This window comes from Bacillus sp. PPSBB_11, from assembly GCF_038023285.1.
GTDB classification, from domain to species: Bacteria; Bacillota; Bacilli; order Bacillales; family Bacillaceae; genus Bacillus; species Bacillus altitudinis.
Genome location: NZ_CP150633.1, coordinates 735,043 through 756,432, shown reverse-complemented (window position 1 = coordinate 756,432; position 21,390 = coordinate 735,043). Strand labels below are relative to the sequence as shown.

The following is a 21,390-nucleotide window of genomic DNA, read 5'->3' as shown; positions in this document are numbered from 1 at the left end:
TTTCATGTCTCCTGATACGAAAGGAGAGGGTTGGATGTTACTGAGAGCCCACCAATTAAAAGTATTTAGAAAGGATCGCTTGTTATTTGATATAGAGGAGCTGGCCATTCATCAAGGGGACCGAATCGGCCTTGTGGGAACGAATGGCAGTGGGAAAACGACATTGCTCCATGTACTGGCGGGTAGGGAAAAACCAGACAGCGGCACATTTGCACACACTACAACTTGTACGCTGCTTCCTCAACTAAAGACAGGAGATGGCAGACAAAGTGGCGGAGAGATGACTCAAGCTTATATTGAGAGAGCTTTAAGTCGGCCTTCTGCCCTTTTATTAGCCGATGAACCCACGACTCACTTAGATACGGAGCATATTGAGTGGCTAGAAGAAAAGCTTCGTTATCATCAAGGTGCTCTGATTGTCGTCTCGCATGACCGTGCTTTTTTAGATGCGTTATGTACAGACATTTGGGAATTGGAGGATGGGAAACTCAAACCATACAAAGGCAACTACAGCGATTTTGCCCGGGAAAAAGAACTCGAACATCGTCAGCAAGTGGAGGCGTACGAGGCGTATACCCAAAAGAAAAAACAGTTAGAACATGCCATGCAAAAGAAAATGAAAAAGGCCGACAAAGCGACAAAGCCATCTCCAAAGCTGAAATCCTCGGGGCCTAAAATTGCAAAGCCTTACTATGCAAACAAGCAAAAAAAGCTTCAAAAAACAGCCAAATCCATCGAAACAAGAATGGAGAAATTAGAAAAGGTGGAGAAGGTAAAGGAAGCCCAGCCTCTTCAAATGACGCAGCACACCATGAAGGAAGTGGCAAGCCGCACCATTTTTCGTGTCGAACATGTAGATGGCAAGGCAGGAGATAAAGTCCTTTGGAAAAAGGCGAATGTAGAAGTAAGAGGCGGAGACAAAGTCGCGATCATTGGGAAGAATGGGAGCGGTAAAACGACATTTCTCCGAATGCTTGTAAACGGTCATCCCGGGATTTTTCGTTCAGAAGCCGTGAAGATTGGTTATTTCAGCCAAGATCTTTCAGAACTGAATCTAGATGAATCGATCTTACAAAATGCACTGGAACAGGCGATTCAAGATGAGACTGTCGTTCGCACCGTTTTAGCGAGACTTGGGTTTCGGGGAGACGATGTGTATAAGCTGACGAACGTATTAAGCGGCGGGGAACGGGTGAAGACGATGCTTGCCAAGCTGCTCGTCAGTGATGCCAATGTTCTGATGCTTGATGAACCGACGAACTTTTTAGACCTTGCGGCAGTTGAAGCGCTTGAAGGACTTTTAAAAGATTACCCGGGCACAGTTGTGTTTGTCTCCCACGACAGGAGGCTCATTGAGCAGGTGGCTACTCGTATTCTTCATGTGCACGAGGGGACCATTGAACGCTTTGATGGCACCTATGAAGAATATAAACAAAAGGAAGAAAAGCCAGTTGCTACAAAGAAAGAAGAAGAGCTCCTGCTGATTGATATGCAGCTGTCTGAAGTGCTCAGTCGTTTAAGCATCGAGCCTTCTCGTGAGCTTGAAGAGACGTTTCAAGCATTGTTAAAAAGAAAGAAGTTGTTAGAGTCATAAAAAAAAGCCCCTGTGTTTACTGTACAGGGGTCTGTTCGTTTCGTTCTTTTTTCAATTGTTCAAGTTCGCTGACTGTGACAAGCTGGTAGCCTTGTTTGGTGAGTTCATGTATGATCTTCACTGCTGCTCGAGCAGAGCTGTCATAAATATCGTGCATGAGTACGGTTTTGCCATCTGCTGCATGTGAGAGAACATGGTTTGTGATCTGCTGGCTGTTGCGAATTTTCCAGTCTTCAGGATCGACATCCCACAATGAAACGTTCATGCCAACCGCTTGATTGATGTCGGGATTTGTTCCTCCATATGGCGGTCTAAAGTGCGTAGGAGTATAACCGCTGGCCTTTTCAATCAGTTTCTGCGTGTCTTTTACTTGTTTGACCGCTTCTTTTAGAGGGAGTCTCGTTAATAAAGGATGATTATATGAATGGTTTCCGATCTCATTTCCGCCCTTTAAAATGTCGGCAAGCATTCCAGGATAATACTGAACCCTGCTTCCTAATACGAAAAAGGTGGCGTGTCCTTTATTTTCCTTCAGCGCTGCTAAAATGGTTGATGTTGTGGCTGGGTTTGGACCATCATCAAATGTGAGTGCGATGGCTTTTTTATTCGGATCAAGCTTTGGCTTTTGCGGCAGTTTGACGGCTTTTCTTTTTGGATTCGGTTCTTTGATTTCATTCTGATTTTTGGTCTTATTCATATATTCCGGCTTCAAGATATCTTTTAGCAACGTCTTTTTGATCGCCAGCGTTTGCGGACCTAAGTCTTTTGCGGCTACTTGAGAAGCTGGGAAATAGAACTCTATATATTTCTCTTTTAAGGCGAATTGACTGAAGTTTTGATCAGTAGGGGCTGTTCCTTTTTGAAGGAGTGATAGATCCTTAGACAAGGTTTTATCTTTTTTAAGCTCCGTGTATGTAATATAGGATAATTTTTTCAAATAGTCCTTTTTTGGTTGAAATAAATCTTTTGTGTCAAGAAAGTCTTTTTTCTGAAAATCGAAATTGATTGTGACGTGATGAGTGGTCCCATTTTGCTGACCTGTATATGTGTAGGTCGTAAAATAAATGGCCGCAGATTGTTTTGCATAGTGCACCATGTCATAGTCAATATTCAGTTCAAACCGTTTGTTTTCATCAATGTCCTTTGCTTCACTAAATGTCTTTTTGAAATGCTCTAATGCTGAATTCGCATAGCTTTGAATCTTGTCATCTAGCTTTTTTTGATGAAAAAGTGGATAGTTCACCGCATATCTCATAAACTTCCCGTCATTTACAAGAGTGACAATTTCAACATTTTTATAATTCGTATCCTGCTTCACATTTTTCTTCTCTGTACCGCTTGCTTGCTGATTTTGAAAGAATGCAACTGCTCCAATGACGATGGCAAGCGCAAATAGGATGATACTCCATTTTCCCTTTACTGACACAACTTTCAATTCTCCTCTCATGACGGGTCATTCTTTATTCCTTTGACATCTGTTTGTAATATTTTTATAACATTTGACTTACTTTTGTAATTTTAGGGGATTTTCATGCGGAATGTCAACTATTTTCCTATTAAAATACTGTAAAAATTGATAGGTCTTTTAGAACGAGAAAAAGCAGAAGGAAAGAATTCTCATATTTGCCGTCTACCAATACCTTCAATAATTAAAAAAATGAGCCGTACATTGATTTTTCAGAGGCTGACGGCTATAATTTTGATGATTATGATTCTCATTTTCAAACTGACTTTTAATGAAGAAAAGGATGACACCGATTTTGCCGGATAAGCGAACATCTCAACAAAAACGATCATCACCTATTTTGTTCTTTTTATTGTTTTTTCTCGCTGTCATTGGTTTATTGGCGGCTATGTTTTTGGCTGTTTCCTACGGTGCAAAGTCATTGTCTTTGCAAACGGTCTGGACAGCTGTGTTTGACTATCAGTCTCATGTAACAGAGCAGCAGATCATTCATGAATTAAGGCTTCCTCGTGTGCTAGGAGCGGCGCTTGTTGGAGCGGCGTTTGCTGTGGCAGGTGCGCTGATGCAAGGCATTACAAGAAATCCGCTGGCAGATGCGGGGATATTAGGCATTAACGGCGGTGCGATGTTTGTAGTCGCTCTCTGTTTTGCTTTTTTTCCAGGAATGCCTTATTCGGCATTGATGTTATTTTCTTTTTTTGGTGCCGTTCTCAGTACACTGCTGATCTTTGCCATTGGGGCGGCTGGCGGCGTGCTGACCCCACTTCGGCTCACTGTAGCTGGAGCAGTTGTTGCCGCATTGCTACATGCGCTAAGCTCAGGTATCGCCATTTACTTTGATCTCAGTCAGGATCTGGCTTTTTGGTATGCAGGGGGTGTGGCAGGTGTCAAATGGCCGCAGCTGATGATCCTTGCTCCAGTCATTCTCATTGTCATCGTTTGGGCGATGTTATTAGGACGATCCCTCTCGTTATTATCACTTGGTGAAGATGTAGCTGCGAATTTAGGGGTGAAAACCCGGCAAGTGCGAATACTAGGTATGGCAGCTGCGGTTCTGCTGGCAGGCGTTTCTGTATCGGCGGTTGGGTCTATTGGGTTTGTCGGACTTGTCATTCCGCATATTGCACGAAAGCTGGTTGGGGTCAATTATCGTTTCGTCATTCCGATGTCAGCGATTTTAGGCGCAATGCTTCTCGTCTTCGCTGATCTTGCCAGCCGGACAGTAAATCCGCCAAGAGAGCTTGCCATTGGCGTCATGGTGGCACTTGTTGGTGTTCCTTTCTTCTTATATATTGCCAGAAAAGAAGGGAGGAACCTGTCATGAAAGAGAAACGACGTGCTCTTGTCGTGACAGCCGTTTTGCTTTGTCTGAGTGCGGCTGTCGTGCTGTATAGTTTAAATACCGGCACGCTGAAACTCAGTCCTCTCGTTGTCGTCAAAACGTTATTTGGCTTTGGAGATTTCCAAAGTGAGACGGTGCTGTTTGATTATCGTCTGCCTCGAATCGTCGTGACGATACTAGCTGGAATAGGTCTAGGTATCGCAGGTGGCATTTTGCAGAGTTTATCCCGCAATCCACTGGCTGACCCTGGGATTATTGGTCTGAATGCAGGAGCCGCATTCGGCTTAATCATCTTTGTGACGTATTTTCACGTACTAGAAGGAAATCCATCTTTACTCATTCCGCTCTTTACGTTTGGTGGAGGTCTGCTTGCGGCGGCAGTCATCGTTCTTCTTGCGTACGACAGGCATGAAGGGCTTGTGCCTATCCGGCTGATCCTTGTTGGAATTGCCGTAGCTGCGGGGTTTAGTGCATTGACGTTATATTTGTCATTGAAACTGGATGAAGATACATACACCTTCGCTTCAAGGTGGCTTGTGGGAAATGTATGGGGAAGAGACTGGATTCATGTGCTTGCGCTCCTACCTTGGATCGTATGTCTTGTCCCGCTTACGCTCATGCAGTCCAGCACACTCAATGCGTTAACATTAGGTGATGCCGTCGCCTCAAGTGTCGGAGTACGTGTAGAGCGCAAACGACTTTTTCTTCTCACCTTAGCTGTTGGTCTAGCGAGTGCAAGTGTATCGATGACAGGCGGAATTGGTTTTATTGGCCTTGTTGCACCTCATTTGGCAAGGCGTCTTGTCGGCTCACTGCACCAATATTTTTTACCAGTGAGCGCCTTGCTCGGATTGTTGATTTTGGTCAGTGCTGATACACTCGGACGTTCCATATTTGCCCCAAATGCCATCCCAGCGGGTGTGGTTGTGGCTTTTATCGGAGCACCTTATTTTCTCTATTTACTAACAAAAACAAAATAAGAAAGAGGAACTCATCATGAAAAAAGTACTTGTGTTTGGTTTAACGCTCTGTTTCTTGATTCTGGCCGCTTGTGGTCAACAGGAAACAAAGAAGACAACAAATCAAGATGAAAACGGAACACCTAAGATTGCGTCCTTGTCGATTCATTTAACAAATGACTTATTAGCACTCGGGATAAAACCTGCTGGCTCTGTTGTAGGGGGAGACTTAAAAGATTTCCTTCCACATGCGAAAAAGCAGCTTAGCCAAACGAAAAAGCTGGGCATCGCAGCAGATCCTGATATGGAGTCATTGCTTGCTTTAAAACCAGATGTCATTTACGTCGATGAAGAACTAGCTGGACAAGACTTATCAAAATACAAAAAAATTGCCAAAACCGAAGTGTTTAATTTAAATGATGGCACATGGCGTGATCATTTGAAAAAAATCGGCAAGCTCGTCAATAAAGAAAAAGAAGCCGATCAATATATTAAGGACTACAATCAAGAAGCAAAAGAAGTCAAATCACTCATCCAGAAAAAGATTGGAAATGGAAAAGTGATGGCAATTCGTGTAACAGCAAAAGAGCTTCGAGTATTTAGTATGAAACGTCCGATGGGGCCAATTTTATACGATGATTTAGGACTGACACCTGTAGATGGTGTGAAAAAACTGGACAGCAAACGTCCATTTGAAGTCATTTCTCAAGAAGTGCTTCCTGACTTTGATGCAGATGCTATTTTTGTCGTCGTGAACCGTGATGATAAGGCGCAGCAGGCATTCAAACAGTTAGAGCAGACGCCAATTTGGAAAGGCCTAAAAGCCGTGAAGAAAAACCAAGTGTATCCGATTGCCGATCAGCCATGGCTAGATTATTCAGCTCTAGGCAACAAAATGGCAATGGATGAAGCAAAAAAGATGTTCTCTAAATAATCAGCACATAAATCAAGGCATCATTCCGCATATAGGAATGATGTCTCTTTTTTTGATTCATTCTTCTATTCATGCGCTTTTTGCATACATATGAGAGGGAACGAGCAGTATCGCCCGTATGAAAGGATAAGGGGAGGGGTTACATTGAAGGTTCAAAAAATTAGTGCAGGCACTATAGCGAGGCTTGTGCTGCTTTTATTGGCACTTGTGAACAGCGCTCTCACCGCTGCAGGGAAAAGCCCAATTCCAATTGATGAAGAAGGTGTGCAGCAATTCATTACGTTAGCCTTTCTTGGCATCACATCACTATGGGCCTATTGGAAGAACAATGATATTACGAAAAAAGCACGAACCAAAAAAGAAGAATAATAGAAAACAGAGCCTTTTCATGCAAAAAGGCTCTCAGCGTGTAGAGAAACCCTCGCATTCGGTGTCAGTCCTGCGCTTCGGTGCTCACGAATGTCAAATTCGCTCCGCTCCGGTGCTCGTCCTTCCTAGACTGCAAAGGTTTTCTATCACGCTGAAAAGAAGACAAAGGGCTAAAATCAAGTTCATTTTAGCCCTTTGTCCATAAACTGAATAGAGCCTTTTCATATAAAAAGGCTCTATTTCATCGAAGCGACAAGCGCTTCTCCCCGCAAATTGGTTTTATCTCAGTGGCTTACGCCCGGTGTTCTCCCATATTGGTAAGAAACGCTTTCACTTCCTCGATGGTTAAGCCAATGGCCTTTGCTTCACTCATGAGACGTTTCCATTCTGACATATTTGAGTCGGTCAGCTTTCTCTGATTGACATGCAACGTCTTTCCTTCCTGCTCCTTTCTGTAGGTTTGGAGCAGCTGATACAGTTCTTCTTTAGGCATGCCGGATTGGACGGCATGAACGATATGATCCCGCCACTCCTGTTCACCGCCCTCAGCGTAATGAAACATCATCGTTTCTGCATCAAACAGCTCTTGTAAATCAATGTCTAGTGATGAGGATACCTTTTTTAAAAACTGGACAGATGGATTACGATGGACACCACGCTCAATCTTACTCAAATACGATTTAGAGACATGGGCATCTTCAGCCAACTGCTGAATTGAGTATCCTTTCCTCTTTCGGTAAATACGTATCACCTTTCCAATCATTCGATATATGATCTCCCTTCTCCCCGGCGAATCGTTCTGCGACCTTTTCGTTCATTATAAGAAATAAATTGTTCTTTATAAAATTCAAAAACGTAAGAAACAGGAAGTAAACAAAAGAAAACGAACGATTTCGTTCTTTAAAAAGAACTATAAGACCTATTATGACATTTTTCTTTGCGGGTATTATCTTTTATAATCCAATCATTAACAAAAAGAAACCATATATAACCTTTTTATGATGAAATCGGGAGGTATCTATGAATGAGAATATAGGTTTTAAGCAGCTGTTTTCTGTCATAAAAGAGAAAATGGCCCTTCTGATCCTGATTGTCCTGATCGTAACGGGCATTTCAGCCTACTATCAGTTCTATGTCTCGACTCCTGTATATCAGGCAACCACTCAAATTCTTGTTCATAAACGAAGCAGTGATGCACAAGCGAATTTAAACGATATTCAGATGAACCTTCAATATACACGTACCTTTCAAGTCCTATTAAAAAGTCCAATCGTTATTGAAAAAGTAAAAGAAACACTCAATCTTACAGAATCGGCTGAAGGATTAAAACACAAAATTGCCACAAGTACAGAAAATGAGTCAGAGGTCATAAATATTTCTGTACAAGATGAGGACCGAGCGAAGGCAGTAGCCATTGCGAATACAGCCACAGAGGTGCTGCAAGAAGAAATCAAAAAAACCATGAATATGGATCGCATTAATGTTTTGTCTGAAGCCAAGCTGTCCAACACGATACTGATGAACTCACGTAAATTCGTTCACATCGTTCTGGCACTAGGCGCCTCTGTATTAGGGGGAATGACACTCATTTTCTTAATGAATTTACTCGATGATACGGTGAAACGAACACATCAAATAAGAGAAGAGATCGGATTGCCGTCGCTCGGCAGTGTCTATCAGATGCATGCAGACAGGAGGGCAAAAAAAGACAAGCAGTCCGTCATAACGGGAGGACAGAACATTGATTTTTAAGAGGAAAAAAAGAGAAAAAAGAGATTTATCCTGTATTTCTGTATTAAATCCTCACTCTGTCATTGCGGAACAATTCCGAACGATCCGAACGAACATCGAATTCACGTCGATTCAAACGAGGCTGAAGTCGATATTGGTCACATCCTCCTTGCCGAAGGAAGGAAAATCATTTACGGCTGCAAACTTGGCAGCTGTTTTTGCACAGCAGAAAAAACGGGTTTTGCTCATGGATGCTGATTTACGTAAACCAGCCATTCATGAATATTTTGATCTGAGTCCGCACACCGGTTTGACCAATGTGCTATTAAATAATTGCAGTTTGGAGGAAGCCATTTTGCCTACACCGATTGAGCATTTAGAGCTGCTTCCAAGTGGGACCATTCCGCCAAATCCCGCTGAGCTGCTTTCCTCCTCTGTGATGAAGCAGCTATTTTACGAGATTGAACAGCAGTATGACATGGTGATTGTTGATTCCACACCACTTCTGCCTGTAGCCGATGCAAAAATATTAGCGAACCGGACGGATGGAAGCATTCTTGTTGTTTTAAGCGGTAAAACGAAGATTGCCGCTGTGAAGAAATCAAAAGAAGTATTAGAGGGTACGACAGGGAAACTGCTTGGAGCGATGCTAAATGGCAAGAAAGTGAAAAAGGGAAGGCACTATATGTATTAAAGAGATTGATAGGTGATGTCTCCTAATCTTTAACAACGGAGGCACTCGATCCTGCTGTGGGCATGACATATGCCTTAGATGCTCGTCATCGGTAGTGGGATGTGAGGACGGGTTTGATGCCCATTTTATGTAAGAATAGTGATGCTTTAAAAAGGGGGAGGAGCGTTGACTTACGCCCAAAGATTATCAATCATCGTGGCACTAGATTCATATCTCATTTTAGTAGCCGTCTTTTTTGGCTTTCAATTTGTTCAAGAGGCAGCGTTAACCGTATATACATTTGAAATGCTCGTCATTTCTTCGCTCAGTCTACTGATCGGGCACCATTTGTTTTCGTATATTTTTCACGTGTACAAGCAAGTATGGGCCTATACAGGGGTTAGAGAGCTATTTTCTTTAATGAAGACCTTTGCGTGTTCATTTTTATTTTCCATGACGATGCTGTACATTTTTGTGCAGACATGGCCATTTCGCTTTTTATTTATTGTCTGGCTTTTCCATGTGTTATTCATCGGTGCATCTCGTATGGCATCCAGGCTGTTTCATGATGGTGCGAAGCGATTTCAAGTTGAAAAGGAGCGGGCACTAATCATTGGCGCTGGATCAGCCGGAACCATTATCGTTCGTCAGCTTCAGCAGTCGAGTGATGTACATATTGAGCCGGTCGCTTTCATTGATGATGACAAAACAAAGCATAAGCTTGAAATTATGGGGCTGCCTGTTCTTGGGGGAAAAGAACATATTCAAACGGCTGTTGCGATGATGGATATTCAAAAAATCATTATCGCCATTCCATCCAAAAGTAGTCACACATTAAAAGGACTATATAAGGAATGTGTAGCGACTGGAATCAAAACACAGATTATGCCGGAAATGGAACAGATTTTAAAAGGAACCCATGCGCTGAATCAATTGCGGGATGTTCAGCCAGAGGATTTGCTTGGAAGAGAGCCGATTCAATTAGATACAAGCCGTCTATCCGTTCACCTAAAAGGAAAAACGATTATGGTGACAGGAGCTGGCGGGTCCATCGGGTCAGAAATCTGTCGTCAAATTTGTGTATTTTCCCCTCGGGCGATTGTGCTTGTGGGACATGGAGAATTTAGCATTCATTCTATTTTACTAGAGCTGAAAGAATTGTATGGAGACAGCATTAGCCTATATCCACAAATTGCGGATATTCAAGATAAACAAAAAATGAGTGAAATCGTTGGGCATTTTCAGCCGGATATGATTTATCATGCCGCCGCGCATAAACATGTCCCGCTCATGGAAATCAGCCCGAAAGAAGCGGTGAAAAACAATATTATCGGGACAAAAAATGTGGCAGAAGCTGCACATGAGCACGGAGTTGAAACATTTGTCCTCATCTCATCTGACAAAGCGGTCAACCCTGCCAATGTGATGGGAGCGACAAAGCGGTTTGCTGAAATGGTGATTATGCAAATGGGGGCAAGCAGTGAAACGAAATTTGTCGCCGTCCGGTTTGGGAATGTACTCGGAAGCCGGGGCAGTGTCATTCCGATCTTTAAAAAACAAATTGAAAAAGGTGGGCCAGTGACTGTCACGCACCCAGCCATGACAAGATATTTTATGACGATACCAGAAGCATCAAGGCTTGTTATTCAAGCTGGTGCACTAGCAGAAGGAAGGCAGATTTTTGTTTTAGATATGGGGGAGCCAGTCAAAATTGTCGACCTCGCAGAAAACCTCATTCACCTCTCAGGCTACACCACAGACCAGATTCCCATCACATTTACGGGTATTCGTCCCGGAGAGAAAATGTACGAGGAGTTACTCAACCAGCATGAAAAAGCACAGGAGCAAATTTTCCCGAAAATCCATATCGGCCATGCCTTGGATGGTGATCCGTATGTGCTGAACCGCTTTATTCACGAATTTAACATGATGAGTGACGATCAATTAAGACAGGCCTTGTTTGCCGCCATTGAGTCGCATGATGTATTGCCTGAACCGATGCAACGAGAGGAGGAGCCACTTGCTAATGAAGAAAAAAGTCTTGTTTTGCGCAACGGTTGATTATCATTTTAAGGCGTTCCATCTCCCGTATTTCAGGTGGTTTCAGGAACAAGGATGGGAAGTGCATACAGCGGCAAATGGCCAGCTGGAGCTGCCGTATGTGGATCAAGCGCATTCCATTCCGATTCAGCGTTCCCCTTTTCATTTGCACAACCGGCTTGCTTATGTGGAGCTGAAAAAGCTGTTAGAAAAAGAGCATTATCAGTTCATCCATTGTCACACACCGATGGGGAGTGTCATTGGCAGGCTAGCGGCGAAAACAACACGCAAAAAAGGGACGAAAGTTCTTTACACAGCGCATGGCTTTCACTTTTGGAAGGGGGCACCGCTTCAAAATTGGCTGCTTTATTATCCAGTTGAGAGATGGCTCGTTCAATATACAGATGCACTCATCACCATTAATGGAGAAGACTATGAAAGAGCCGATCGTCTGTCAAAAGAGAAGGCAGCTGTGCATTATGTTCCCGGTATGGGTGTCGATATGAAGCGGTTTGCACCAGTTGATGACACAGAAAAAGACCGCCTTCGCAAAGCATATGGTTTTACCACGCAAGATTTTATCGTGCTGTGTGCTGGTGAATTAAATGACAATAAAAATCAAGGAATGCTCATCAAAGCTTGCGCGCAGGTGTATCGGAATATACCACAAGTGAAAATTGTATTTGCTGGAGAAGGGACAAGTCGGTCGTCCTATGAAAAGCTGGTCTGTCAGCTGAATCTTGAGGAACATGTACAGTTTGCGGGATTTTGCAAACACATCGAAGATTGGATGCATATGAGCGATGTATGTGTATCAACCAGCTTGAGAGAAGGACTTGGGATGAATCTTCTTGAAGCGATGTCTGCTGAAAAGCCGGTGATTGCAACAGAAAATAGAGGGCATTGTGAGCTCGTCAAACATGGAGTGAACGGCTTTTTAGTCAAACCGCATGATGTGAATGGTTTAGCCGTTTATTTACAGCAGCTCTATCATAAAAAGGACCAGCTCCATCTGATGGGGAAAGCGGGACGGTCTATGGCTCACGCATTTGCACAGGAGCAAACGGTGAGTGCAATGGAGGAAATTTACACAACGTATATGGATCAAACAGAGAAGGTGATGTGAGCATGCGTCAGCCGAAAGTATCGATTATCATGGGTGTTTACAATTGCCAAGAGACAGTAGAAGAAAGCATTGAATCGATTCTCCGTCAAACCTATGAAAACTGGGAGCTCATCATATGTGATGATGCATCAACAGATGGCACCTATGAAAAAGTGCTGCACTATACCATGCGTGAACCCGATAGAATTCGCCTCATCCGAAATGAACACAATCAAAGACTTGCCGCCAGTTTAAATCGTTGTCTCACTGAAACGAATGGAGAACTGATTGCAAGACAGGATGGCGACGATATATCGGTGTCTACACGATTAGAAAAACAGGTTCGTTTCCTTGATGCACATCCGGAATATGATGTAGTTGGTACGGCGATGACGGTGTTTGATGAGTCAGGGACGAAGGGCGTTCGAGCACTTGTCTCAGAGCCTGATCGAAGGGTGCTAGCAAGAGGAACGCCTTTTTGTCATGGGACGATTATGATGAGAGCGTCTGCCTACAAGGCTTTAAATGGCTATCGTTCTGTCAAAACAACCAGACGGATGGAAGATATCGATCTTTGGATTCGTTTTTTTGCTGCGGGGAGAAAAGGCTTTAATCTGCAAGAGCCCTTATACCTTGTAAGGGAGGATGAAGCGGCCTTTCAGCGCCGGAAATTCCGATACTCAATGGACAATGCCTGGCTTGTGTTAAAAGCATGCAAGCAATTAAAATTGTCGCCGTTTGATTATCTCTTTGCGCTTAAGCCGGTCATCCGTGCCTGTATGTCACCAAAGATCATGAGGTTTTATCATCAGCGGAAACTTGGAGGATCTATGGTGAAAAGGAGGACGATTCGGGATGAGTGAGCCAAAGCGTGTACTTCATGTTGTGGGCGGAATGAACAGAGGCGGTGCAGAAACGATGATCATGAACATCTATCGTGCAATCGACCGAAATGTTCTTCAATTTGATTTCATTACCCACCGAGAGGATGTCTGTGATTACGATGAGGAAATTCGTCAGCTTGGCGGGCGGATTTTTTATGTCCCAAGTATTGGAGCGTCCTCTCCATGGACGTTTGTCAAAACGTTGACGAAGACGATTAAGCAAACGGGACCTTATCAGGCGGTGCATGCACATACAGATTTTCAAACGGGCTTTTCTGCCCTTGCTGCGAAACTGGCAGGTGTGAAGATACGCATTTGCCATTCACATAATACGGCTTGGAAACAGTCTCCTAGCCGGGTGGATCATTTGATGCTCAAAGGATTTCGTCAGCTGATCTTTGCCTTTTCTACGAAGCTTGTTGCATGCGGTGAAGATGCCGGTGTCTTTTTATTTGGACAAAAAAGAATGCACGATGGACGAGTGGACATTTTGCCAAATGGGATTGATTTGAACCTTTTTTTTCAGTTGGAGCCAGAAGCGAAGGTGAAGATGAAAAAAGACCTCCATCTTCACGAGAGAAAACTGATCATTGGACATATTGGCCGATTTCATGAGCAGAAAAACCATGTTTTTTTCATCGAATTAGCGCAGACACTGAAAAAACAAGGGGTCTCCTTTCAGCTAGTTCTCATAGGAGATGGGCCGCTCCGGCCAGTGGTTGAATCGTATGCAGTGAAAGCAGGATTAATGGAAGACATTGTGTTTACGGGCGTTGTCTCAGAGGTTCCGCAGTATATGAAAGCATTTGATGTGTTTGTGATGCCGTCTTTGTTTGAAGGTCTTCCGCTCGTATTAGTGGAAGCGCAGGCATCTGGACTCCCATGTGTGATTTCAGATCATATCACAAAGGAAGTCGATTTAGGTTGTGGGCTTGTGAAACGGAAGTCCTTGCAAGATTCAGCACATGAGTGGATGAAAGCCATACTAGAAGCCTACCATGCAGACCCTCCTCTTCAGGAGACGATTATTTCTCAGCTTGGCATTAGAGGATTTGATGTGAAACAGAACATCACCCGTGTGATGAATGTGTATGGATTATAAGGAAGGATTGGCAGATGGCGGTTTATTTGGTGAACATGATCATGGTCTATTTATGGTCGAGCTTTGCTGCATTTTATGGCAAACGTGATGATACCATACAAAGCGGCTGGCGGCCGAACAAGCTTCTGGTGTTTTTTCCATTTTTATTTCTTTGTATTGTGGCGGGCATACGCTACAAAGTAGGAACTGATTTCGTAACCTATGGACAAATGTATGAGTTCTCCGTCAACTATGACAAGCCTTGGCATATTTTCGGATTCGGTGTAGACAAGGCCGCCACTGATCCGGGCTTTACATTGATCTTGTGGATGCTCAATCAACTGTCACATGAGCCGCAAATCATGTATATCACAGTTGGGATCATCACCTATTTTTTTATTATCAAAACACTTGTGCGATATGGACGGCCATTTGAGCTTAGTATGCTGCTATTTCTCGGCACATTTCATTATTACGCTTCGTTTAATGGCATGCGGCAGTATATGGTGGCGGCGATTCTTTTTTATGCCATCCGATTTGTCATCAAAGGTCAGTGGAAATGGTATTTTCCGCTCGTGCTTGTATGCGCGCTGTTTCATTCCTCGGCACTCATTATGATTCCAGTCTATTTCATCGTCAGAACAAAGGCATGGTCTTGGATGATGCTTGTGTTATGTATGATTTTTCTAGGCTTAACCGCTCTGTATGACCGCTTTGTCTCCGTGTTTGTGGTGATGCTGCAAGGGAGTTCTTATGGTCATTACGAGGAGTGGCTGACAACGAATACGAATGGAATGAATGTGACGAAAATTGGTGTCTTGATTTTGCCGTTATTGCTTGCGTTCTTTTATCGAAAACGACTTCGTGAGCTGACGCCAGAGAGTGATTATATTGTGAATTTTTGCTTGCTTGGATTTTTGTTTGGCATCCTTGCAACGAAGGATGTCATTTATGCAAGATTTCATATTTACTTTGGTCTGTATCAGCTCATTTTACTGCCTTATTTCACACGGATTTTTGATCAGCGAACCAATTTTTTTATGTATATCGGAATTGGGGTTTGCTATATTTTGTACAGCATCATGCTGATGCCGTTTGATTCTTCTGTTTTACCGTACCGAACGATTTTTACAAAGTAGATTTGAAGAAAGGTGGGGCTTGCTGTCATGCCAGCTATCAGTCTATTGGTCGCAGTCTATAACACTAGTCAATATGTGGAGCAGTGTCTTCAATCGATTGCAGACCAAAGCTTTTCAGATATAGAGGTCATCCTCATTAACGATGGATCTACCGATCACAGTGGAGACATCCTTGAAGCGTTTGCTGCGCGTGATGAGCGATTTCGGGTGATTCACCAAACCAATCAAGGGCTGGGAGCGGTGAGGAACAGGGGCATAGAAGAAGCAACAGGAACGTATCTTGCCTTTGTTGATTCAGACGATGTTCTCGCTCCTCAATACTGTGAGGCTTTATATCAAGAAGCCGAAAACACTGGTGCCGATCTTGTTGTTAGTGAATATTGGATTCAGTTTGAACAGTCAAAACGGATCATACCGACGACGCTGTTAGCTCAGCAGAAAGCCGATAAGACAAGTTTAATAGAATCGTTATTACATGGTGAGATCACGGGATTTTCATGGAATAAGCTGTATCGGCGGGCATTTATCGAAAAGCATCATATCCGTTTTCCGTTGAGAGGTGAGCTTGAGAATATTGAAGATCAATATGTCACGCTGCGCTGTTTTTCTTTATCACGTGTCATTGCCTTTGTTCATGAGCCGCTTTATTATTACCGGGTTCATTTGTCATCCATTGTCCAGCGATATCAAAAGCAGTATTTTCAGCATGGACTGGCGTTTTATGACGCGCAGCGTTTGTTTTTAAAAGAGCATGATGAGCTGACACCATATGAGAAGGCTTTTTGTTTTTTTATCGTGAATCATACGCTGCATTGTATGCTCAATGAATGGAAGAGCCAAAATTCCCTGTCCTTTCAAAAAAAGCTTGGTCATATGCGTGAAATGGTGACACATGAAGCTTTTCAGAAGGCTGTGAAACAAGTGGAACCATCGAAGCTGACTGTGCGAAAGCGAATGATCTTATTCCTTGCTAGGCTGCAGTGGGTGTATCCGCTCTCTGCCGCAGCTTCAAGCTATCAAAAATGGATTGAATATCAAACGAGAAAATCGGGGTGATGAGTGTGACATTCCAGCAATTAAAAGCACATGCCGCAGAGTGGCTGCTCTTAAAGGTCAAGTATCCACTTCAATATAGGTTGAGCCGCCAAAGACTGCCAGAGCTGCGTCATCAGAAGAAGATCATTCTCACGCTGCTACCGGCACATGACAACTTAGGTGATCATGCGATTGCCTATGCGAGCTGCTGTTTTTTACAAAAGCATTTTCCAGACTATCAAATCATAGAAGTAGACATGCAGGAGATGTATCGTCTAGCACGTCCGCTGAAGCACGCGCGGCACCCAGAGGACATTGTCTGTATCATCGGCGGGGGCAACATGGGCGATTTATACCGATATGAAGAATGGACAAGACAATTTATCATGAACGCCTTTAAGTCCTATCCCGTCATTCAGCTGCCCGCTACTGCTCATTTTACAGAAACAAAGAGAGGGAAAAGAGAAGAACGCCGCGCCATTCAAGCATATCAGCAACACCCGAGGCTTCTTTTGATGGCAAGAGATCAAACCACCTATCAATGGATGAAGCAGCATTTTCCTAATAAAGAGGTGTGGAAACAGCCTGATATGGTCCTGACATTAGACGAAACATCAAAGAGTCAAACCCGTAAAGGAGTGCTGCTTTGTCTGCGTGAGGATAAGGAGGCATATCTCACGAAAGAGAAACGAGAACAACTGCAGGAGCATATCAAAGAAACGTATGATCAAGTTGGTTTTATCACAACAACCATTGGGAAGCGAGTGAATCGAACGACTCGTTTAGAGGAATTATCCACGTTATGGACGCAGTTAAGACAGGCACAAGTCGTCGTGACAGATCGACTGCATGGCATGATCTTTTGTGCGATCACACATACACCGTGTGTTGTCATCAGGTCGTTTGATCATAAAGTCATGGAAGGATATGAATGGGTAGCGCACTTGCCATTTATGACCCTTTTGAAGGAACCAACGGAGGAAGCGGTGAAAAAGGCCATTCATCAGCATATGAAAACAAGCGGACAAAAGGGAGAGGAAGCTGGATGAAGGCCCTTAAACACTGCGTGAAATCACCATGAACCGTGCGTTTCTTTACAATGTCAGTGCAAATGTGATGACGTTTATCTTGATGATGCTGATGTCTGTTTGTTTAACGCCTTACATTGTTCATACACTTGGAGTGGAAGCGTTTGGTCTGATTCATCTGACGCAAAATATGATCAATTATTTATCGGTCATTACGGCTTCATTAAGTGCTGTGGTGGTGCGTTTTTTTTCTGTTGCCGCTCATAAAGGAGAGATGGAACAAGCGCAGCGCTATCTCGCTTCCTATTTTGTCAGTTCTCTTTTTTTATCCATCTGTCTTTTTTTACTTTGTCTATTCATGTCTCAGCAGCTGGTTGACTGGCTCCATGTGCCTGCTCATCTTGCAAAAGATACACAGATCGCCTTTGTGTTAGGGGGTCTTTTATTTATGCTCAATTTCGTCATGTCTGGTATTGGGGCGGCACCATTTTATGCGAACAAATTATATGTATCGAGTGTTGGACAGGCCATTCAGATGTTTGGCAGGGCGCTTGTGATTGTTCTGTTATTTACCGTGACAACACCAGCCATTTGGCATATTCCGCTTGCAGCCGTTATAGGGAGTCTCGCCGCTTTGGGAATGGGTCTCTATTATTTTAAGAAACTCATTCCTTGGTTTTCGTTTAAGTGGCGGTACGTTTCTTTATCTTCAAGTCTCACGCTGGTTCGATCAGGGGTGTGGCATTCATTTGAACAAATGGGCATTTTGTTGTTTTTACAAATCGATTTATTGATGACCAACTTACTGATTGGGGCAGAAGCGACTGGACAGTATGCCGCCATTTTACAATTTCCATTATTATTGCGCACCCTTGCAGGGACACTTGCGGTTGTGTTTGCGCCAACGATCACAAAATTATATTCAAATCAAGACGAGCAGGGGCTCATTCAATACGCTGCCAAAGCCATGAAATGGAGTGGTTTATTTGTGGCATTCCCCGCGGCTCTGTTAGGAGGTCTTGCCGGTCCGCTCATGCTGTTATGGCTTGGACCAGCCTTTGAGGAGCTGAAATGGCTGCTGATGATTCATGCGGCTTATTTGTGTTTCACGTTGATGTTTTTACCGCTGACCTATGTACCGACTGCCTTTAACCGATTTAAAGTGCCGGCGGTTGTGACACTCATATTAGGCGGTTCCAATGTCCTGTTCGCCTATGGACTGACTCACCTACTTCAGCTCGGGTTATATGGCATTGCATCAGCAGGAGCCGTTGTTTTATTGATGAAAAATATCGTCTTTCTCCCATTGTATACAGCCAAGATCACGAAACAGAAAAGTACCATCTTTTATAAACATACAGTCGTTCCGCTGTTTGGGGCTCTGTTCATATGGGGGATCTGTGCCGGCATTCAGGCTGTGTATGATGTGACGAGATGGTGGGAGCTATTTTGTATTGGCGGAATATGTTTCGTTCTCTACTTAGGCTATTTGTATCAATTTGCAGGAACAAAACAAGAGCGGATACAGCTCATGCGTAAGGTGAAACAAGCTGCTATTGAACGAGCTGTCTCCCGCTAGTGTGGAAAGGAGAAGCAATGATGAAAAGAATAATAGATGTGGTCGTGGCACTGACACTGCTCATCGCAGGGAGTCCTCTTTTCCTTCTCATCTATGGACTCATTCGGTGGAAAATCGGAGCGCCTGTGGTGTTTCGACAAGAACGGCCTGGTCTGTACGGACAGCCGTTTATGCTTTATAAATTTCGGACGATGACCGAGGAACGCGATGAACATGGCGTACTGCTTCCAGACCATCTTCGATTAACAAAAACCGGCGCCTTTATTCGTAAGCTCAGTCTTGATGAATTGCCGCAGCTTGTCAATGTACTCAAAGGGGAAATCAGTCTCGTTGGACCAAGACCGCTTTTAATGGAGTATTTACAAATGTACACAGAGGAGCAAGCGAAGCGTCATCTTGTAAAGCCTGGTATCACTGGATGGGCCCAGGTGAATGGAAGAAATACTCTCTCTTGGGAGGAGAAATTCACCTATGACCTCTGGTATGTAGAGCACCAATCGTTTTGGCTCGATATGAAAATCTTATGGATGACCTTACTGAAAGTCATCAAAACAGAAGGGGTGCAGCAGCCAAATCATGCAACAGCTGAAAAATTCAAAGGAACTGATACGTAAAGAGCAGCCCATTGGCTTAATAGGGGCTGGCGGACACAGTAAGGTCATTCAGGAGTTGATTTTTTTGCATCCTGAGTACTCATTGTGTGCTGTATTAGACGATCGATTTGAGGAAGCTGACCCTCAAACCGGCATTCTGTATGGTCCGATTTCTATGAGTCAAAAGGTAAGAGATGAAATACCTGATATGCAATGGCTTATTGCCATTGGGCAAAACGAAATCAGACAGAGGATCAAAGAACGTCTCGAATTTGAAGAGAGGGCATTTGCCACACTGATTCATCCAGAGGCAGTTGTGAGCTCGTCAACGAAGGTTGGCGGGGGAACGGTTGTGATGGCAAGGGCTGTTGTGCAAGCAGATGCAGTGATCGGTGAGCATGCCATTATCAACACCGGTTCTATCGTGGAGCATGACTGCTTTCTCGAATCCTTTACGCACCTATCCCCGGGAGCTGTGCTCACCGGCTGTGTCTCTGTGCGAGAGGGTGCTCATATTGGAGCTGGGGCTGCTGTCATACCTGGCAGAACCATTGGAAGCTGGGCAGTAATCGGCGCAGGAGCGGCAGTGACCCGAGATATACATGATCAGAAAGTCGCTGTAGGCGTTCCTGCAATTGAGATCAAAGATCGAAGAGAAGGTGGGAAATCATGAGAGACAGGAAACGAATCTACTTATCTCCTCCTCATATGAGTGGAAAAGAACAGATGAAAATAGAGGAGGCATTTAAAAGCAATTGGATTGCACCATTAGGACCGCTTGTAAATGAATTTGAGCAAGTGGTCGCGGATTATGCAGGGGTGAAGAGAGGAGCAGCATTATCTTCAGGAACAGCAGCCATTCACCTTGCCTTAAAACTCCTTGGCGTTCAAAAGGGAGATATGGTCTTTTGTTCCACTCTCACATTTGTTGCCAGTGCAAATCCTATTTTATATGAACAAGCGACGCCTGTTTTTATTGATTCAGAAAAAGAGACTTGGAATATGTGTCCGCTGGCGTTAGAGAAAGCCTTTGCTGAAACAAAACGACTTGGGAAAAGACCCCGAGCGGTCATTGTCGTTCATTTATACGGACAAAGTGCGAAAATGGATGAAATCATAGCAGTGTGTGAGGCATATGATGTGCCAATCATTGAAGATGCGGCTGAATCGTTAGGCAGTATATATAAAGGAAGAAAAAGCGGTTCAATGGGCAGGTTCGGTGTGTACTCTTTTAACGGAAATAAAATCATTACAACATCAGGAGGCGGAATGCTTGTCAGTGATGATGAAGCAGCCATCGACCGCTGCCGATTTCTCGCGTCACAGGCAAGAGAACATGCCCTACACTATGAACATCAAGAGGAGGGATATAACTATCGGATGAGCAACCTGCTCGCAGGTGTAGGAATTGCACAAATGGAAGTGTTAGAGGAGCGTGTTCAGCAAAAACGCCGCATTTTCGAGCGTTATCAAAATGCTTTAGCCGATATTGAGGGTCTTCAATTTATGCCAGAATATCAAGACACCACATCGAACCGCTGGCTGACCACATTCACCATGGATCATCATGCACAGATGTCTCCAGTAGAGATGATAGATGCTTTAGAACAAAAGCAGATTGAAGCAAGGCGTGTATGGAAGCCACTGCACCAGCAGCCGCTCTTTCATGGTTATCCTTTTTATACAACAGCCGATGAAGTCCCTGCATCTGAGTTGTTATTTGAGACAGGTCTTTGCCTGCCATCTGGTACAAGCATGACAGACGCGGAACAGGAGCTTGTCATTGATACACTGTACAACGCCCTGCAAAAGAAAGCATTACCCTCCTCATAGGCTGCT

At 43.8% G+C, this 21,390-nt stretch carries 20 protein-coding genes; 18 read left to right on the top strand and 2 right to left on the bottom strand.

What is annotated here, in order from left to right; all coding sequences use genetic code 11:
• Positions 1–34 precede the first annotated feature (34 nt).
• Positions 35–1,594, top strand: a complete 1,560-nt coding sequence (gene abc-f, locus V7L95_RS03835; protein ID WP_340968063.1) for an ABC-F type ribosomal protection protein — start codon at positions 35–37, stop codon at positions 1,592–1,594.
• A 16-nt stretch (positions 1,595–1,610) separates the two neighbouring features.
• On the opposite strand, the gene V7L95_RS03830 is transcribed toward abc-f, so the two are convergent.
• The gene (locus V7L95_RS03830) at positions 1,611–3,020 is read right to left on the bottom strand and encodes a polysaccharide deacetylase family protein (RefSeq protein WP_017359186.1); all 1,410 of its coding nucleotides are present in this window, start codon (positions 3,018–3,020) and stop codon (positions 1,611–1,613) included.
• A 334-nt stretch (positions 3,021–3,354) separates the two neighbouring features.
• On the opposite strand from V7L95_RS03830, the gene V7L95_RS03825 reads away from it, so the two are divergent.
• From V7L95_RS03825 to V7L95_RS03810, 4 genes are all read left to right on the top strand, one after another.
• Complete coding sequence (locus tag V7L95_RS03825; RefSeq protein ID WP_025208011.1) at positions 3,355–4,383, top strand: iron ABC transporter permease; 1,029 nt, start codon at positions 3,355–3,357, stop codon at positions 4,381–4,383.
• Complete coding sequence (locus V7L95_RS03820; RefSeq protein ID WP_025208010.1) at positions 4,380–5,381, top strand: iron ABC transporter permease; 1,002 nt, start codon at positions 4,380–4,382, stop codon at positions 5,379–5,381. The genes V7L95_RS03825 and V7L95_RS03820 overlap by 4 nt, the downstream gene beginning before the upstream one ends.
• A 16-nt stretch (positions 5,382–5,397) precedes the next feature.
• Positions 5,398–6,294, top strand: a complete 897-nt coding sequence (locus V7L95_RS03815; protein ID WP_007500130.1) for an iron-hydroxamate ABC transporter substrate-binding protein — start codon at positions 5,398–5,400, stop codon at positions 6,292–6,294.
• 144 nt (positions 6,295–6,438) lie between these two features.
• Complete coding sequence (locus V7L95_RS03810; RefSeq protein WP_008347764.1) at positions 6,439–6,663, top strand: phage holin; 225 nt, start codon at positions 6,439–6,441, stop codon at positions 6,661–6,663.
• A 292-nt stretch (positions 6,664–6,955) separates the two neighbouring features.
• Here the strand turns inward: V7L95_RS03810 and V7L95_RS03805 are convergent, their stop codons facing one another.
• A complete protein-coding gene (locus V7L95_RS03805; protein ID WP_017368091.1) occupies positions 6,956–7,426 on the bottom strand; it encodes a helix-turn-helix domain-containing protein in 471 nt (156 codons plus the stop codon).
• A gap of 257 nt (positions 7,427–7,683) precedes the next feature.
• On the opposite strand from V7L95_RS03805, the gene V7L95_RS03800 reads away from it, so the two are divergent.
• From V7L95_RS03800 to V7L95_RS03740, 13 genes are all read left to right on the top strand, one after another.
• Positions 7,684–8,415, top strand: coding sequence for a Wzz/FepE/Etk N-terminal domain-containing protein (locus V7L95_RS03800; RefSeq protein ID WP_007500132.1), 732 nt, complete (start codon positions 7,684–7,686; stop codon positions 8,413–8,415).
• Positions 8,405–9,088, top strand: coding sequence for a CpsD/CapB family tyrosine-protein kinase (locus tag V7L95_RS03795; RefSeq protein ID WP_008347761.1), 684 nt, complete (start codon positions 8,405–8,407; stop codon positions 9,086–9,088). Before V7L95_RS03800 ends, V7L95_RS03795 begins: the two co-directional genes overlap by 11 nt.
• 165 nt (positions 9,089–9,253) lie before the next feature.
• Positions 9,254–11,128, top strand: coding sequence for a nucleoside-diphosphate sugar epimerase/dehydratase (locus tag V7L95_RS03790; protein WP_024719856.1), 1,875 nt, complete (start codon positions 9,254–9,256; stop codon positions 11,126–11,128).
• On the top strand, positions 11,094–12,233 hold the full coding sequence (locus V7L95_RS03785; RefSeq protein ID WP_017368089.1) for a glycosyltransferase family 4 protein: 1,140 nt from the start codon (positions 11,094–11,096) through the stop codon (positions 12,231–12,233). The genes V7L95_RS03790 and V7L95_RS03785 overlap by 35 nt, the downstream gene beginning before the upstream one ends.
• A gap of 2 nt (positions 12,234–12,235) precedes the next feature.
• A complete protein-coding gene (locus V7L95_RS03780; protein WP_017368088.1) occupies positions 12,236–13,075 on the top strand; it encodes a glycosyltransferase in 840 nt (279 codons plus the stop codon).
• Positions 13,068–14,198 carry a glycosyltransferase family 1 protein gene (locus V7L95_RS03775; RefSeq protein WP_035389450.1) on the top strand — a complete coding sequence of 377 codons (1,131 nt, stop codon included), beginning with the start codon at positions 13,068–13,070 and terminating at the stop codon, positions 14,196–14,198. The genes V7L95_RS03780 and V7L95_RS03775 overlap by 8 nt, the downstream gene beginning before the upstream one ends.
• 14 nt (positions 14,199–14,212) lie before the next feature.
• Entirely contained in the window at positions 14,213–15,316 is a 1,104-nt protein-coding gene (locus V7L95_RS03770) for an EpsG family protein (RefSeq protein ID WP_311754318.1), read from the top strand.
• Positions 15,317–15,343: 27 nt separating this feature from the next.
• Positions 15,344–16,372, top strand: a complete 1,029-nt coding sequence (locus tag V7L95_RS03765) for a glycosyltransferase (RefSeq protein ID WP_017359195.1) — start codon at positions 15,344–15,346, stop codon at positions 16,370–16,372.
• Positions 16,372–17,400 (top strand): polysaccharide pyruvyl transferase family protein, encoded by a 1,029-nt coding sequence (locus tag V7L95_RS03760; protein WP_017359196.1) that lies wholly within the window; start codon positions 16,372–16,374, stop codon positions 17,398–17,400. Before V7L95_RS03765 ends, V7L95_RS03760 begins: the two co-directional genes overlap by 1 nt.
• Positions 17,401–17,428: 28 nt before the next feature.
• Positions 17,429–18,958, top strand: a complete 1,530-nt coding sequence (locus tag V7L95_RS03755; protein WP_035389448.1) for an MATE family efflux transporter — start codon at positions 17,429–17,431, stop codon at positions 18,956–18,958.
• Positions 18,959–18,978: 20 nt separating this feature from the next.
• Positions 18,979–19,572 carry a sugar transferase gene (locus V7L95_RS03750; protein ID WP_017359198.1) on the top strand — a complete coding sequence of 198 codons (594 nt, stop codon included), beginning with the start codon at positions 18,979–18,981 and terminating at the stop codon, positions 19,570–19,572.
• Positions 19,535–20,224, top strand: coding sequence for an acetyltransferase (locus V7L95_RS03745; RefSeq protein ID WP_046344511.1), 690 nt, complete (start codon positions 19,535–19,537; stop codon positions 20,222–20,224). Before V7L95_RS03750 ends, V7L95_RS03745 begins: the two co-directional genes overlap by 38 nt.
• Positions 20,221–21,384 carry a DegT/DnrJ/EryC1/StrS family aminotransferase gene (locus V7L95_RS03740; protein ID WP_340968047.1) on the top strand — a complete coding sequence of 388 codons (1,164 nt, stop codon included), beginning with the start codon at positions 20,221–20,223 and terminating at the stop codon, positions 21,382–21,384. Before V7L95_RS03745 ends, V7L95_RS03740 begins: the two co-directional genes overlap by 4 nt.
• The last annotated feature ends 6 nt before the right edge of the window (positions 21,385–21,390 follow it).

Excerpts from the sequence above, each read along its gene's own strand:
- abc-f (WP_340968063.1), top strand. The coding sequence starts at position 35 with ATGTTACTGAGAGCCCACCAATTAAAAGTATTTAGAAAGGATCGCTTG.
- V7L95_RS03820 (WP_025208010.1), top strand. The coding sequence starts at position 4,380 with ATGAAAGAGAAACGACGTGCTCTTGTCGTGACAGCCGTTTTGCTTTGT.
- V7L95_RS03815 (WP_007500130.1), top strand. The coding sequence starts at position 5,398 with ATGAAAAAAGTACTTGTGTTTGGTTTAACGCTCTGTTTCTTGATTCTG.
- V7L95_RS03805 (WP_017368091.1), bottom strand. The coding sequence starts at position 7,426 with ATGATTGGAAAGGTGATACGTATTTACCGAAAGAGGAAAGGATACTCA.
- V7L95_RS03800 (WP_007500132.1), top strand. The coding sequence starts at position 7,684 with ATGAATGAGAATATAGGTTTTAAGCAGCTGTTTTCTGTCATAAAAGAG.
- V7L95_RS03785 (WP_017368089.1), top strand. The coding sequence starts at position 11,094 with ATGAAGAAAAAAGTCTTGTTTTGCGCAACGGTTGATTATCATTTTAAG.
- V7L95_RS03780 (WP_017368088.1), top strand. The coding sequence starts at position 12,236 with ATGCGTCAGCCGAAAGTATCGATTATCATGGGTGTTTACAATTGCCAA.
- V7L95_RS03775 (WP_035389450.1), top strand. The coding sequence starts at position 13,068 with ATGAGTGAGCCAAAGCGTGTACTTCATGTTGTGGGCGGAATGAACAGA.
- V7L95_RS03770 (WP_311754318.1), top strand. The coding sequence starts at position 14,213 with ATGGCGGTTTATTTGGTGAACATGATCATGGTCTATTTATGGTCGAGC.
- V7L95_RS03765 (WP_017359195.1), top strand. The coding sequence starts at position 15,344 with ATGCCAGCTATCAGTCTATTGGTCGCAGTCTATAACACTAGTCAATAT.
- V7L95_RS03760 (WP_017359196.1), top strand. The coding sequence starts at position 16,372 with ATGAGTGTGACATTCCAGCAATTAAAAGCACATGCCGCAGAGTGGCTG.
- V7L95_RS03755 (WP_035389448.1), top strand. The coding sequence starts at position 17,429 with ATGAACCGTGCGTTTCTTTACAATGTCAGTGCAAATGTGATGACGTTT.
- V7L95_RS03750 (WP_017359198.1), top strand. The coding sequence starts at position 18,979 with ATGAAAAGAATAATAGATGTGGTCGTGGCACTGACACTGCTCATCGCA.
- V7L95_RS03745 (WP_046344511.1), top strand. The coding sequence starts at position 19,535 with ATGCAACAGCTGAAAAATTCAAAGGAACTGATACGTAAAGAGCAGCCC.
- V7L95_RS03740 (WP_340968047.1), top strand. The coding sequence starts at position 20,221 with ATGAGAGACAGGAAACGAATCTACTTATCTCCTCCTCATATGAGTGGA.